The sequence below is a fragment of the Streptomyces sp. SAI-127 genome (genome assembly GCF_029894425.1).
Taxonomy (GTDB): Bacteria; Actinomycetota; Actinomycetes; order Streptomycetales; family Streptomycetaceae; genus Streptomyces.
In genome coordinates, this window is record NZ_JARXYJ010000001.1 from 3669607 (window position 1) to 3683573 (window position 13967).

The 13967-nt window shown below is 69.0% G+C and carries 14 protein-coding genes; 8 read left to right on the forward strand and 6 right to left on the reverse strand.

The window, feature by feature from the left end:
* Positions 1-2 precede the first annotated feature (2 nt).
* From M2157_RS16565 to M2157_RS16580, 4 genes are all read right to left on the reverse strand, one after another.
* The gene (locus tag M2157_RS16565) at positions 3-947 is read right to left on the reverse strand and encodes a restriction endonuclease (RefSeq protein ID WP_280865608.1); all 945 of its coding nucleotides are present in this window, start codon (positions 945-947) and stop codon (positions 3-5) included.
* Positions 948-1147: 200 nt separating this feature from the next.
* A complete protein-coding gene (locus M2157_RS16570; protein WP_280865609.1) occupies positions 1148-1693 on the reverse strand; it encodes a hypothetical protein in 546 nt (181 codons plus the stop codon).
* A gap of 910 nt (positions 1694-2603) precedes the next feature.
* Positions 2604-2855, reverse strand: a complete 252-nt coding sequence (locus M2157_RS16575) for a hypothetical protein (RefSeq protein ID WP_280862562.1) — start codon at positions 2853-2855, stop codon at positions 2604-2606.
* Positions 2856-2882: 27 nt separating this feature from the next.
* Complete coding sequence (locus M2157_RS16580; protein WP_280865611.1) at positions 2883-3971, reverse strand: hypothetical protein; 1089 nt, start codon at positions 3969-3971, stop codon at positions 2883-2885.
* 1074 nt (positions 3972-5045) lie between these two features.
* Between M2157_RS16580 and M2157_RS16585 the strand changes: the two genes are divergently transcribed.
* Both M2157_RS16585 and M2157_RS16590 read left to right on the forward strand, forming a co-directional pair.
* Positions 5046-5309: a CopG family transcriptional regulator gene (locus M2157_RS16585; RefSeq protein WP_280862564.1), complete on the forward strand. Its 264-nt coding sequence runs from the start codon at positions 5046-5048 to the stop codon at positions 5307-5309.
* The gene (locus M2157_RS16590; RefSeq protein ID WP_280865613.1) at positions 5306-5719 is read left to right on the forward strand and encodes a PIN domain-containing protein; all 414 of its coding nucleotides are present in this window, start codon (positions 5306-5308) and stop codon (positions 5717-5719) included. The genes M2157_RS16585 and M2157_RS16590 overlap by 4 nt, the downstream gene beginning before the upstream one ends.
* 459 nt (positions 5720-6178) lie before the next feature.
* On the opposite strand, the gene M2157_RS16595 is transcribed toward M2157_RS16590, so the two are convergent.
* On the reverse strand, positions 6179-6742 hold the full coding sequence (locus tag M2157_RS16595) for a hemerythrin domain-containing protein (protein ID WP_280865615.1): 564 nt from the start codon (positions 6740-6742) through the stop codon (positions 6179-6181).
* Positions 6743-6912: 170 nt separating this feature from the next.
* Here M2157_RS16595 and M2157_RS16600 point away from each other — a divergent pair, with 170 nt between their 5' ends.
* The 5 genes from M2157_RS16600 (at position 6913) to M2157_RS16620 (ending at position 11894) form a co-directional block, all read left to right on the forward strand.
* Positions 6913-7803, forward strand: coding sequence for an SDR family oxidoreductase (locus M2157_RS16600; protein WP_280865616.1), 891 nt, complete (start codon positions 6913-6915; stop codon positions 7801-7803).
* A gap of 135 nt (positions 7804-7938) precedes the next feature.
* Entirely contained in the window at positions 7939-9012 is a 1074-nt protein-coding gene (locus tag M2157_RS16605) for an acyltransferase family protein (protein WP_280865618.1), read from the forward strand.
* Between the two features lie 1382 nt (positions 9013-10394).
* Positions 10395-10907 (forward strand): SigE family RNA polymerase sigma factor, encoded by a 513-nt coding sequence (locus M2157_RS16610; RefSeq protein ID WP_280862570.1) that lies wholly within the window; start codon positions 10395-10397, stop codon positions 10905-10907.
* 8 nt (positions 10908-10915) lie between these two features.
* Positions 10916-11308: a hypothetical protein gene (locus M2157_RS16615; protein WP_280862571.1), complete on the forward strand. Its 393-nt coding sequence runs from the start codon at positions 10916-10918 to the stop codon at positions 11306-11308.
* 79 nt (positions 11309-11387) lie between these two features.
* Positions 11388-11894: a peptidylprolyl isomerase gene (locus M2157_RS16620; protein ID WP_348541830.1), complete on the forward strand. Its 507-nt coding sequence runs from the start codon at positions 11388-11390 to the stop codon at positions 11892-11894.
* A 51-nt stretch (positions 11895-11945) separates the two neighbouring features.
* Here the strand turns inward: M2157_RS16620 and M2157_RS16625 are convergent, their stop codons facing one another.
* A complete protein-coding gene (locus M2157_RS16625; protein ID WP_280865620.1) occupies positions 11946-12983 on the reverse strand; it encodes a Ku protein in 1038 nt (345 codons plus the stop codon).
* Positions 12984-13008: 25 nt separating this feature from the next.
* Between M2157_RS16625 and ligD the strand changes: the two genes are divergently transcribed.
* Complete coding sequence (gene ligD / locus M2157_RS16630) at positions 13009-13890, forward strand: non-homologous end-joining DNA ligase (protein WP_280865621.1); 882 nt, start codon at positions 13009-13011, stop codon at positions 13888-13890.
* Positions 13891-13967: the final 77 nt, after the last annotated feature.

Below are 13967 nucleotides of genomic sequence, written 5' to 3' on the forward strand. Positions count from 1 at the left end.
AGTTATTCCATCCTAGAGAAGATTTCAGAGACGGGCAGATAGCAGTGACCAGTCTGGCTGGCGTGCTTCCTCTTGTGAGTCATCAGGTCATCCAGGCGGATGCGTTGGTCCAGCACAGCCATGAAGTCGCCGCCGTCCATCGTGATGAACGGCGTGCTAAGGCTGTAGATCGCCAGGGCATCGGAGGTGAAGCCGCTCATGCTGACGTACAAGCCGAGGGTGTTCTTGCCCTTGCGCTCGATGTTGGTTTTAAAGACGTCCAGCTCCCGCCGGCCGATGCGCTCCTTCCACCACTTGGCCTCAAGAACGTAGTAGTCAGTGTCGAAGGAGAACGCGCCATCGATCTGCTCGTACTCCATGATGTAGGCCGCCCGCGGCTCCAAGTCGTACAGGGCGAACAGCTCGTTGATGAAGTCCTCGAAGTCCGTCCCCCGCTGGTGCTTGTCGGTTGCCGCGTGCATCACGATGAACCGTTGCTTCAGATCGTCATGAGCTTGGGCGAAGACCCGACCGTCCTGGTCCTTCTTCGCACTCTCGGCTATGGCCACCGCGTGCTCCTCGTGTTCCTTGATGATGTCCTGCTGCTTGCCAGTCCAGCGCCGCAGTTCCGCGACGGCCGCCGTGGCCTTGGCCACCATGACGTCACCATCGACCTGTCGTTCGAGGTTCGGAAACCGGTCCATGGCGGCGATGTCGAGCATGAGCGCCACGGTCACGTCCAGGTACCGGGTCTCATTGGCCCGCAGCAGCTTGACCAACTGGCCGGAGACTTCGCGCTTGGTGGCATAGAAGTTGAGCTGCGGCAGGAGCTCGCTGTGGTCCTTCAGCATCCCGCGGACGTACAGCTCAAAGGGATCTTTGTTCCAGTAGATCAACCAGAGTGCGTCGGCCAGTGCGTTGTACGCGCTGGGGTTGATCGTCTTCTTGCGGGCATCAGGCTGCTGCACCTGCCCCTCCTCCACACGCACTGTCACCGACCTATCACGGTACCGCGCGATCAGTCGATGACCAGCCTGTACGACAAGGCTTGATCGAAGGGACCGTGATGACCCGTCATCCAGCTGGCGCCGGCGGGCCGATGACACAAACGGATGGCGAGTGACAGAGGCGGCTTGTCCTGGCTGTCATCGAGACGGACTGAAGAGCCTCAGGCCCGGAAGTGGGCCGCCACGTCGTCGAGCATGTCCAGGTAGTCGCCCGCACCAACAGTGCCCCCAGCCGCCTTGGAGCCGTGCAGCGCCGATGTCAGGACAATGCCGCGCAACTCTGCTGGCTGCCTCGGTTCCGCGTTCTGAAAGTGCCAACGATTGCCGTGCGCACAGGCGTTGCGGAAGTGCCGCACGAACTGAAGCAACGGGCTTGTCCTGTCACTCAGCCCCGCGCGCTGGATGGCATCACCCAGGCGGGCTGCACCATGCATCGTCACGAAGTTCAGCAGGTCCTCCCCGAGTCCAGCACCCGCAGTTGAGCTGGCCTTGGCAAAGATGTCTGTCAGCCGCTCCGCAGAGTGCGGCGTACCGTCATTGCGGTAGATGACCAGCGGTGAGTCAGCGGTTTGCTCGTACAGGTCGCGGTAGATGGCCATGAGTGGCCGACGGGGGTCAGCTAGCGGAAGTATGGCCAGGCTGAGACCGCAGAACCCAATCTTGAGTTCGTCAGCCAGCTGCGCGATGCGTTCCGCCTCGATGCTCATGGCCCGGCATGTTAGGGCTCTCCTGCTCCCCTGCCCAGTGACCGCTTGATCTCCAGCTCCTCGGCTTGCCGGTCAACGCCGACGCCCAACAGGTGCCGGCCGCAATCGCCCTCGCCAAGAGTACGACGGCCTGCCTCGTAATCCCGAAACAAAGGAGCGGGCTGCATTGAGACGCGCATTCCCGCAACATCGACGCACATGTCGTCGGAACGACTCTGTCCGTCGACCCTCGTGTCACGTCATGGCTGAATGAGCAGCGGCGCAGCCCAACTGATAGCTCCCGTGGGCCCCTCGTTTGCTTGTGGACTATCTGCGGACTCAGCTCGCCAGATCTGCCACGACCGAGGCCCTGACGTGCTGCGTTATCTGGGCCTCAAAGGGCCTCCGGAGCCGTGTGCGCAGGTTCGAATCCTGCCGGGGGCACCCTGTATGAGGTGCCCAAAGACCCCGTCACCAGCGGAAACGCTGAGGCCGGGGTCTTCGCGTATGTGCAGGCGTATGCCGCTCTGAGTGGCCGTATGTCGGGGTCCGTGGACTATTTGTGGACACGATCTTGAGTCATCAGCCCAGGTCAGTCCAGGGAATCACGACGGGCCGTCGGCACAGCGAAATCGAGGTGCCATCACCCGACCTCCGGCCAAGTCTCCGGGGTCTCCGGTGGCTCCGGGTGGGTTTGGCGCTCCACTCGACGCTTGTTCTCACCCCGCAGGCTGGTGAGCCAGGGCCAGAGATCGGGCAGCGGTTGCGCCGAGCAGGCAAGTCGGTGCTCGATACCCGCGCCCTGGCCAGTCATGACCGACGCCGCGAAGACCCGCTCCCGGACCTCCTCCGGCTCTGGCCCAACACCGGCCGGTCCCGCCCGAAGCGGAAAGCACCATGTTGCCGACTTCGCGACCGTTGGCACTGCGAATCACCCGTCCGTGTCGTCGGCACCGCTCCGCCCGGCCTCCGGTTCCCTGGTGAGCCGGGTCGCAAGGTGGTAGGCGACGGTGACGTCCTGGTATTCCTGACCGGGGGTGACCGGGTCCGGTAGGTGGGTCCGGTCGCTGTGGCTCGTCGACTCTCGCTTCCCGGTGCCGGGGAAGCGAACGACAGTCTGGGGTTCCTGCGTGAAGCGGAGCCGTTCGGCGTGGACCGTCGAACGGAACAAGACGTCCCCCACCGGGCTCCCGGCTCCCGCCCCTCGCGTTCAGGGCGGCTCCTCCGGCTCCCTGGCGGTACGTTGGCGACTGGATCTTGGCGGCAGCTTCCCGTCCTCTCCGCGCACCCGGCGCGTGCGGGTGCCGCCTTGACTCCGGCCGGCCCGGCCCCGCTCTCCCTCCGCGCCTTTGCGCGCCGCACGCGGCTCGGCCGGCTCGGTCCGTTCAGCGGTGGCGTTCGCCGTCTCAGCAGCGTCCGCAACGGCGTGGCCGCCGCCCTGTACCGTGTCGCCTGCCCCTTCCGTCACACCCGCGGCCTGTCCGGCCACGCTCCCGGCGGTGCTGTCCACCGCCTCGCCGGCGCTTCCGACGGTCCGGCTCGTCTCATGGCCGACGTCCTCCACCGCGCGCCCGGCACCACCGCCCAGGTCCTGAACGGCGCTCCCGGCCCCCTGACCGACATCCTGCGCCACGGAGCCGACGCCCCGGCCCACGTCCTGGACAGCAGCCCTGGCGCCCTGCCCCACGTCCTGAACGGCCCTCCCGGCCCCCTGACCGACATCCTGTACGGCGGCTCCGGCGCCCGAGCCGACCTCCTGGACGGCCCTTCCGGCACCCGTACCCAGCTCCCCCACGGCCTGACGGGCTCCACCGCCGACATCCTGTACGGCGGACCCGATGCCACGCGCCAGCTCGTGCAGGATCTCCGGGTTGCGGTCGAGAGTGGTGAGCACTCGGTCGATGATCTTCGCGACGTTGTGGAGGCGCACCTTGAGCTGGGCCTGTGCCTCGACACCTGAGATGCCCAGGTGCACCCGGCCGAGCGAGACGTCGGCGCCCACATTCAGTTTGAGCAGATCCAGCACCTCGGCCTGCAGCGAGACATGAGCCCGCAGATCCTCGACGTCCAGGTCGATCTCGTCGACCTTCAGGATCGGAACGTCGAGGAAGACGTCAGGGCTCGCACCGGCTGCGTCCTCCTCGTCGTAGGACGCCGGCTCCTCTTCGAATGATGCCGACTCCTCGTCGTAAGCCTCGGGATTGGCGTACTCGTCACTGTCCTCGGCGTCGAGTTCGTCACCGTGTTCGTCGTCGTAGTCCTCGACGGAGCCCTCGTCGTTCTCGGCGTTGCCGCGCATCGCCACGCCTCCGCGGTTTTGGCGTACGTTTCGTCCATTTTCATACATTATGGTCATTGATGCGCGGTAGTTACCGTCCGCCCAAGCGAGGGCGATGGCCGCCAGGCGGGCTTGGATGGTTCGTCAGACTCAGCAGAGTTGGGCTGATGCGCAGGTCAGATGGGTTAAAGGACTGGGCTGCCAGGCGCGCGGGGCGGCAAACGGGCGCTCCGAACGAGACGTGATGATTTCGCCGGACAGCTGACCGGACAGGACGCGGAGCACCGGCAGCGCAGGCGCACCACATCGCCACGTTGAGCGTCGGCACGAAGGTCCTCGCCAACCGGTGTCCGGCGAACTCTCCCTCGACTGGAACATCCTTACCGTCGGCACTGAGGCTGTGGGGACAGACCGCGTGCCAGATCGCGCGGGGAACCACGGGAAGCGCAGTCAGAGGGTGTGCTGTACAGCGCCTTCCACGCGCCCGACCATGGCCGAGGGCAACTCACGAGCCCTGGGAGGAGAGAGCACGGCGGAAGAGAGGCGGCAATCCGCGCTGTGGCGCGCCGCGCTGTCCACGTGCACTGGGTACGGGAGAGGCATGACAAGCCGACCTGGCGGGACCGGCTTCACTCCCAGAAAAGGCACTCAGCAGCTGTGGACCATCCGTGGACTGGTCCGGCCGGATCCGTCGTGGGCAGGGACCACGACCTGCTGCAGTGCCCACGCCTCCGGAGCCGTGCGCGCAGGTTCGAATCCTGCCGGTGCACCTTTCTGAGGTGCCTGAAGACCCCGTGACCAGCAGAGATGCTGAATGCGGGGTCTTCGCGTGTGTGCAGCCCTATGCCACTCTGAGCGGCCCTGTGTCGGGGTCCGTGGACTATTCGTGGACAGGATCTTGAGGCATCTGCCCCGGTCAATCCCGGGAATAGCGAAGCCCCCCCGGACGGATCCGGAGATATGAAGCCCATGCGCGGCTCTCACTCGATCACTCGATTTCGCTCAGCAGCTCTTCGATCGCTTCGGGTCTTCGCCGCTCAAGCAGTTTTCACCGACCCCTCTACGGGCTAGAGGATGAGAGGTAGGATAAGTAGCATGACTGAGACCACCGGCAAGTATTCGATCACTATGCCGCGCGACATTGCTGAAGCGGCCAAGGCCCGCAGCGGCCCCTCTGGGCTGTCCGCCTATGTGGCCGCCGCTGTGGCCCGTCAGATCGAACGCGACAACCTCAACGAAATCATCCAGGTTGCCGAGGCCGAGCACGGTCCCGTCACGGACGAGGAGATCCAGGCTCTACGCGATCAGCTCAACCAGGCCCGCCGGGAGCAGACGCGAGGCGGGACGAACGCCGCGTGACACGATCCCCCGCCGTCCCGGGCGGCACCCTGGTCCTCGACAGTGAAGGGCTGGCCAAGGCCGTCCTCCGTGACCGCATCGTCACCAGCTGGCTCGCCCTCGCCCGCGCCGACGACCTGCGGGTAATCACCTCTGCGGCAACTCTTGTCGAAGTCGTCCATCCTCGGATCAACCGACCGGCCCTGGAGTGGACGCTGTCCCGACTTGTCGTCGAACCAGTCACCGAGGCCATCGCCCGCCACGCGGCCGCTCTCCTCGCCGACGCCGGCCTGCACGGCCACAAGTACGCCGTCGACGCCATGCTCAGCGCCACAGCCCTCGCCGCCCACGCTCCCGTCACCGTGCTCACATCGGACCCGGAGGATCTCAGCACACTGTGCGGTGGACGTGCCACCGTCATCAAGGTCTGACCCGAACGCCTTTCGTGGCACGAGTCAGGGCCGCCAGTTGACGCCTGCACTGGCCGGAACCGCCCGGCAACGCCGCCGCCGTCCCAGTGCTTGGCCCTCCGCTCGATGTCGTAGGCGGCTTCGGCGGTCGGGGCGCCCCGGGGCTGCGGCCCGGTCAACAGGTCCAACGCCACGTGTTCCGCGCTCGCCGTCTCTTCCGGGCGGCTCTGTGGGGCGGAAATGAGGATGTGCGGTGCGGGCTTGTGGCAGGAGCAGCCGTCGTCAGGGCCGTGTGCGGGCACCCGACCCACACGTCGAACGGGCCGAGAGGTTCGTCGACGCGACTGTTGACGCGGCGGACGCCGGTCTCGGTGAGCAGCCCGCGCGCGATGGCTGACTGGTCGCTCGCAAGCGCAGCAGGCCGAGTGGCTCGCGGGCGTCGTCGACGGGACGGACAAGGTCCGGGCCCTGCCGGCTCTGTCAGTCCTGCTTTCCGCGTCCGGAGAGCATGTCGCGCAGGCGGTCGACCATGCCGGTGCCGGGTGCGAGGAGTTTGTTCGCGGGCGGGGTGTCCGGTGCGGACGGGTGCGGGCGGGTGGGAGCGTGCTGCTTGGCCGAGCGGACCTTCTCGCCGAGTTCCTCCAGGGCTTCTGCGGAGCAGACCTCGGCCAGCAAGGGGAAGAGCCGGTTCTCCTCGTCGCTGACATGCGCCGTGACGGAGTTCTTCAGCCGCAGGATCAGCGTGTCGAAACGCCCGTCCCCCGGCTGGCAGCCTTCGAGCTCCTTGAGCATGCGCTCTACTTCACCGTGGTCGGCGATCTCCTTGTCGGCGAGGTCGTCTCCCCCGTCCACGTACCGGCGCACCGTCGGGTACAGGTACTCCTCCTCGGCCACCGAGTGCCGGATCAGCTCCATGGTGAGCCGGTCCGCCAGTTCGCGTCGCTGCTGGTCGGGGCCTGGCAGCGCCTCGATCTGCGCGAAGAGATCGTCCACCTCGCGGTGGTCCGCAGTCAGTTCCTGGATGACGTTTCCGCCGTGTCCCATGGGTTCTCCACTCCTTGTCGTTTCCAGATACCTGCCACGCGTGTACCGACGACCTCACCCCGGTCCGCCGCTTCACTCCGGTGGCCGAGGAGGAGTACCCAGGCTTTTCGGGCGATGCAGGGCGGGAACTCGCTGATCCGTCCGAACCCGTCGGCGTTGAGGAGGCCGCCGTGACCGAGCACCAGCACACCCAGCAGGACCCGGCGACGCAGCACCCGCGCCCAAAGTTCCCGGCGCAGGACCAACGGCACCCGGGCTGGACCGGGCCGATGGACCCGCCGCCCGATCACGGCGAGGAGTCCTACCGCGGCACGGGTCGGCTGGAGGGCCGCAAGACCGTCATCACGGGCGGGGACTCCGGCATCGGGCGGGCGGTGGCGTTGGCCTTCGCCCGGGAAGGCGCGGACGTGCTGTTCACCCATCTGGAGGAGGAGGCGGACGACGCGCGCGAGACGTCCCGCCTCGTCGAGGACGCCGGGCGCAAGGCGGTCGCCGTCTCCTGCGACATCCGTGAGGAGGACAACTGCCGGGCGCTGACAGAGCGCGCGGTTGCCGAGTTCGGACGCATCGACGTGCTGGTGAACAACGCGGCGTTCCAGATGTCGCAGCCGGACGGCATCGAAGCCATCACGACCGAGCAGTTCGACCGGGTCATGCGCACCAACCTCTACGGGATGTTCTGGCTGACCAAGTTCGCCCTGCCGCACATCCCGGAGGGCGGCAGCGTCATCAACTCCACGTCCGTGCAGGCGTACAAGCCCAGTCCGCACCTGCTGGACTACGCGATGACGAAGGGCGGGATCGTGACCTTCACACAGGGGCTGGCCCAGATGCTCGCGGAGCGCGGCATCCGCGTCAACGCGGTCGCGCCGGGCCCTGTGTGGACGCCGCTGATCCCCGCGACGCTGCCCGACACCGTGGAGTTCGGCAAGCAGAGCCCGCTGGGCCGCCCGGCCCAGCCCGCCGAGCTGGCCCCGGCGTACGTCTACCTCGCCTCTCAGGAAGCGAGCTTCGTCACCGCCGAGATCCTCAACGCGACCGGCGGCACGCCCCTGCCGTGAGCCACGCCTATCCCCACTCGACCTGGGCAGCGCCGTGGTCAACGTCAACGCCCTCGGTGCCCGCGCGCGCCTCTGGGGCACAGCTAGCACTCAGGTACGGAGTTTGGGCCGCTCCGGAATGGTGAGGCGCCCGGGATGCACGAGCAACTTGTCACGGTCGCCCCTCCGGAAAGACCCTCAGCGCAGCGTCCCGCGGAGCGCGACGCCTACTTCGACAACACCAAGTATCTGGCGATCGTGCTGGTCGCGGTGGGACACGCGTGGGAGCCGTTGCGGGACGGGAGCCGGGGTGTCTCGGCGCTGTACCTGCTCGTGTACGCCTTTCACATGCCCGCGTTCATCGTCGTCTCCGGGTACTTCTCGCGGAACTTCGACGCCGCCCCGCAGCGGCTGCGGAGGCTGGTGACCGGGCTGGTCGTGCCGTACGTCGTGTTCGAGACGGCGTACACGTTCTTCACCCGGTGGACCGACCAGGTGCCGGACCGGCCGGTGAGTCTGCTGGACCCGCTGTATCTGACGTGGTTCCTGGTGGCGTTGCTCGTGTGGCGGCTGACCACTCCCCTGTGGCAGCGGGTGCGTCATCCGGTGCCGCTCGCCCTCGCCGTGGCGATGCTCGCCACCCTCACGCCCTCCATCGGCGACGATCTCGATCTGCAGCGTGTCCTGCAGTTCCTGCCGTACTTCGTGCTGGGTCTGTGCCTGAAGCCGGAGCACTTCCGTCTGGTCCGTCGGCGGGCCGTACGGCTGGCGGCCCTGCCGGTGTTCGCGGTCGCGCTCGCGCTGGCCTACTGGGCCGTGCCGCGGATGAGCGGGGCCTGGTTCTACCACCGGGACAGCGCCCAGGAGCTGGGGGCGCCCGCCTGGTCGGGGCCGGTGATGACGCTGGTCGCCTTCGGGTGCTCGCTGGTCCTGGTCTGGTGCTTCCTCGCCCTGGTGCCCGGGCGGCGGACCTGGTTCACGGCGCTGGGCGCGGGCACGCTCTACGGCTATCTCCTGCACGGCTTCCTCGTCCAGGGCGCCCGGTTCTGGGGCTGGTACGGGCCCGCCTGGGTCCACGAACCACTCGGCGCGGCCGCGGTAGCCCTCGCCGCCGCCTCCGCCGTGACCGCCCTGTGCACCCCACCGGTCCGACGCGCCTTGCGTGGCCTGGTGGAACCGGAGATGCGGTGGGCCTTCCGACAGCACGCGGCCCAACCGGGGCGCACCTAGGGGGCCTTGGCCGTACGACGAGACCGCGGCCCGACCACTCGACGCGGGCTCGGTCAGCCTCGCCGGCACCTCCGCCGTGACCGGCGCGGTGGACCTTCCGGCAGCGTCCGGTCCAACCAAGCCGCGCCTAGGGGTCCGGGTCCCACGACGAGACAGCGGCACGACCACTCGACGCGGACCCAGTCGCCCCGCCTCCGCCGTGACCGCGCCGCGGTGCTTCCGGCAGCATCCGGTCAGGGCGCGCCCAGGGGGCTTGGCCCCACGACGAGACAGCGGCACGACCACTCGACGCGGTGCCCAATCACCCCCGCCACCTCCGCCGCGACCGCGCGGCAGGGCCTTCCGGCAGCATCCGGCCCAAACAGGGCGCGCCTGAGGGGACTTGGCCCTACGACGAGACAGCGGAACGACCGCTCGACGCGGGCCCGGTCCCCCTCCCCGCCACCTCCGCCGACCGCGCCGCGATCCTTCCGGCAGCATCCGGTAGGGGCGCGCCCAGGGGGCTTGGCCCCACGACGAGACGACCACTCGACGCGGCCCCAGTCTCCCCCGCCACCGCCGTGACCGCGAGGTGTGCCTTCCGGAGGCATCCGGTCCAACCAGGGCACGCCCAGGGGGCTTGGCCCCACAACAAGACGGCGGCCCGACCGCTCGACGCGGAGCCAGTCGCCTCCACCGCGACCGCACGGCGGGGCGGGCCTTCCGGCAGCGCCCGGCCCAACGGCGGGGCGCCTGGGGGGACCGGCCCCACGACGGGACGGCCGCTCCGAACGCCGTCCCGTCGCCCGTACCCGCCCTACTTCGACGGCCTCGTGGGGACCGACGGCACCGGGCTCGGTACGGTGGTCGGTTCCGCCGGGGCGGGGCTCGGGACGGCCGAGGGGTGCTGGTCCGGTACCACCGTCGGCACCGGGCTCGGCGCGGTGCCCGGTTCGGAAGGCACCGTGGACGGCACCGGACTCGGCTCGGAAGGCACCGTGGACGGCACCGGGCTCGGTTCGGACGGCCGCTCCGACGGGACGGGGGAAGGCACCGGGGACGGGACGGTCGAAGGCGCCACCGAAGAGGCCTCGGAGGCCGGCGCCGGCTTCGGTGTGGGGGAGCCGGTCGCGGCGCCTGCGACGGCGGCCCAGCCCGCCACGGCCACGGCGCTTCCGGCGAGGACGCCGATCAGCAGGCGGCGGGTGGGTCGGATGCCAGGACGGTTCGTCAAAGCTGCTCCTCTGTCGTCGGGTCGATTGCGTGAGAGGAGTACGGGGCACCGGCCCGGGCGGGTTGCACGCGGCGGCCGGAGACTTTTCTTCCGTGGGCGTGCAACCCCGCAGAGCCCTTCGCCGTACCTCTGAAGGACAGGCGTGATCGGTGCGGCGGAGGGTCGGCGGGTGCGGGAAGCAGTCCGGGAGCGGGAGTTCCGGGAGTTCGCCGAGGCCCGACAGGGGCAGCTCAGGCGCAGCGCGTATCTGCTGTGCGGGGACTGGCACCAGGCCCAGGACCTCACCCAGACGACGCTGATGAAGCTGTACGCCTCCTGGGGCCGGGTCCGCCGCGACGGCAACGTCGAGGCCTACGCCCGTACGATCCTCACCCGCGTCTTCATCGACCAGTACCGCAAGCGGAGTTGGCGGGAGGAGCCGACGGAGGACGTGCCCGAGCCGCTGTCCGCCGAGCCGCCGGTCACGCCCGAGCTGCGGCTGGTGATGCAGGCCGCGCTGATGGAACTGCCGCCCCGCTACCGGGCGGTCCTGGTACTGCGGTTCTGGGAGGACTGGAGCGTGGAGCAGACCGCCGAGGCGCTGCGCGTGACCCCGGGCACGGTCAAGAGCCAGAGCGCCCGCGGGCTCGTCCGGCTGCGCGGGCTCGTCGAGGGTCTCGCGGGCGAGACGAGCGGGAGGTGAGGCGGCAGATGTACGACTCGGACGAGTACGGGGAGGGCGGCCGCGTGCGGGGCGCCTTCGAGGTCATCCTCGACGGCTCGCGGGAGCCGGCCCTGCCCAGCGTCACCGACGCGGCCGTCGCCGGCGGCCGACGAATCCGACGCCGTCGTACGGCGGTCTCGGGCGCCGTGGGAGTGCTGGTGGCCGCCGTCCTCACGGCCGGGGCCGTGGCCGCCCTGCCCGGCGCGGATCCCAGCCGCTCCTCGGTGCCGCTGGCCCCCGCGAGCAGTCGCCCACCCACCACCACGGGCCCGGCGTCGCCGTCGGCCGTCCCCTCCGAACCGTCGGCCGTTCCGACGCCATCGGGCGGCACGACCGGGAACGCGCCCGGTGCCGCCCCCCGGACGTCGCCTCAGCCGTGAGACCGTGACGCGGTGAGGCCGTCGGACCTGGGCGGCCGTGTGACAAGATGCTTCGGTCATGCCCCACCAGAAAGGGACGATTCCCATGTCCAGGGTCGAGCTGACCACTAATTTCGGCCGTATCGTCCTCGAGCTCGCCGACGCCGAGGCCCCCAAGACCGTCGAGAACTTCCTGAAGTACGTCGGCAACGGGCACTACGACGGCACGATCTTCCACCGGGTGATCGACGGCTTCATGGTCCAGGGCGGTGGCTTCACCCCGGACATGGTGCAGAAGCCCACGCTCGCGCCGGTCCCGAACGAGGCCGACAACGGTCTGAAGAACACCGCGTACACCGTGGCGATGGCGCGCACCAGCGACCCGCACTCGGCGACCGCGCAGTTCTTCGTCAACGTCTCGGACAACGAGTTCCTCGACTTCACGGCCAAGAGCCCGAACGGCTGGGGTTACACCGTGTTCGGCAAGGTCGTCGAGGGCCAGGACGTCGTCGACCAGATCAAGGGCGTGCGGACCGGCAGCAGCCGCGGTCACGGTGACGTGCCCACACAGCCGGTGATCATCGAGTCCGCGAAGGCCGTCGACTGACCTCGCCGACCGACAGACGCGACCTGCGCGGTGCCGATGGCAGTGCGCAGGTCACGCGGTCCGTTTGCGGGCGGTCGTCTTCTTGGCCGCCGTCTTCTTCGCGGTCGTCGCCTTCTTCGCCGACGCCGCCTTCTTCGTCCCCTGTGACGACTTCGCCGTCGACTTCTTGGCTGCCGTCTTCTTCGTGGCGGACGTGGACTTCTTGCCACCCGTCTGCTTCGGCGCCGCCCGAGCCGACTTGCGCTGCTGCAGCCGCGTGACCTCCCCCGGCTCCTCGCCCCGGGACTCCTTCGCGTCCCGGACGCTCTTCTCCAGCGCGGCCATGAGGTCGAGGACCTTGCCGCCCTTCGCCCGCTCGGGTGTCTCCGGAGGTGCCTCGCCCGCGGCCTTCGCGGCGACGACCTCCTCCAGCGCCTCGCGGTACTCGTCGTGGAGGTCGTCGAGGTCGATCTCGCCGAGGGTGTCCATCAGGGCGTCGGCAAGGTCGAGTTCCTTGTCGCTGACGGTGACCTTGGTGTCGGGGGCGAGTCCCTCGGGCGCGCGGACCTCGTCCGGCCACAGCAGCCCGTGCAGCGCGATGGCGTCCTCCACCACCCGCAGCATCCCGAGCCGCTCCCGCCCCCGCAGCGCGAACTTGGCGATGGCCACCTTGTTGCTGCGCTTGAGCGCCTCTCTCAGCAGGGTGTACGGCTTGGCGGCGGGGGCGCCGCCCGCCTGGAGGTAGTACGCGGCGTCCATCTGGAGCGGGTCGATCCGGTCGCCCGGCACGAAGGCCACGATCTCGATCGTCTTCGTCGTCGGGAGCGGCAGATGGGCCAGGTCCTCGTCGGTGATCGGGATGATGGTGCCGTCGGCGTCCTCGTACCCCTTGCCGATCTCCGCCTGGCTGATCTCCCGGTCCTCCAGTTCGCAGACCTTGCGGTAGCGGACGCGGCCGCCGTCCTCGGTGTGGATCTGGCGGAAGGAGATCGAGTGGCTCTCGGTGGCGTTCACCAGCTTGATCGGGATGCTGACCAGGCCGAACGAGATGGCGCCGTTCCATATGGATCTCACCGGCAGCACCCTTTCTGGCGTATTACGCAGTTTCATCCGATATGCGTGAGATTCTCATCGTATGACGCCGATCACAGAGGTGGATGGGCGACGGCTCGCGCTCAGCAATCTGGAGAAGGTGCTGTATCCGGCCACCGGCTTCACCAAGGGCGAGGTGCTGCACTACTACGCCACGACGGCCGAGGCGCTGCTCCCCCATCTGCGTGACCGTCCCGTCTCCTTCCTGCGCTATCCGGACGGCCCGGAGGGTCAGGTGTTCTTCGCCAAGAACGTTCCGCCGGGTACACCCGACTGGGTCACGACCGCCGAGGTGCCCCGCTCGGAGGGGCCGGCCCGGATCGTGCTCGTGCAGGACCTCGCGAGCCTGATGTGGGCCGCCAACCTGGTCACCGAGTTCCACACCCACCAGTGGCCGATCGGCACCCCCGACGAGGCCGACCGCCTGGTCCTCGACCTCGATCCGGGACCGCCCGCGACGATCGTCGAGTGCTGCGAGGTCGCCCTCTGGCTCAGGGAGCGGCTGGCGGCCGACGGGATCGAGGCGTACCCGAAGACCGCCGGGTCGAAGGGGCTGCATCTGCTGGCGGCGGTCCGGGGAGCGTCGTCGGAGCAGGTGTCGGAGTACGCCAAACAGCTCGCCGTGGAGGCGGAGCGGGCGATGCCCCGGCTGGCCCTGCACCGGATGACCCGCAATCTGCGCCCCGGCAAGGTCTTCGTCGACTGGAGCCAGAACGCCGCCCGCAAGACCACCGCCACGCCCTACACCCTGCGGGCCCGGATCCGGCCCCTGGTGTCGGCACCGGTGACCTGGACGGAGGTCGAGGAGTGCGGCACACCGGCCCAGCTGTCCTTCGAGGCACCGGACATGGGCCCACGCCTCCAGGACTACGGCGACCTGCTGGCCCCGCTCCTCGACAGCGAGCGGGCGGCACGGCTGCCGTGAGCGGGGCGCCTATGGGGGTGCCGGGTGCTGTCGTACGGCGGGTGCGGGCCGGTGGGGGGCTGGTAGCGCAGTTCCCC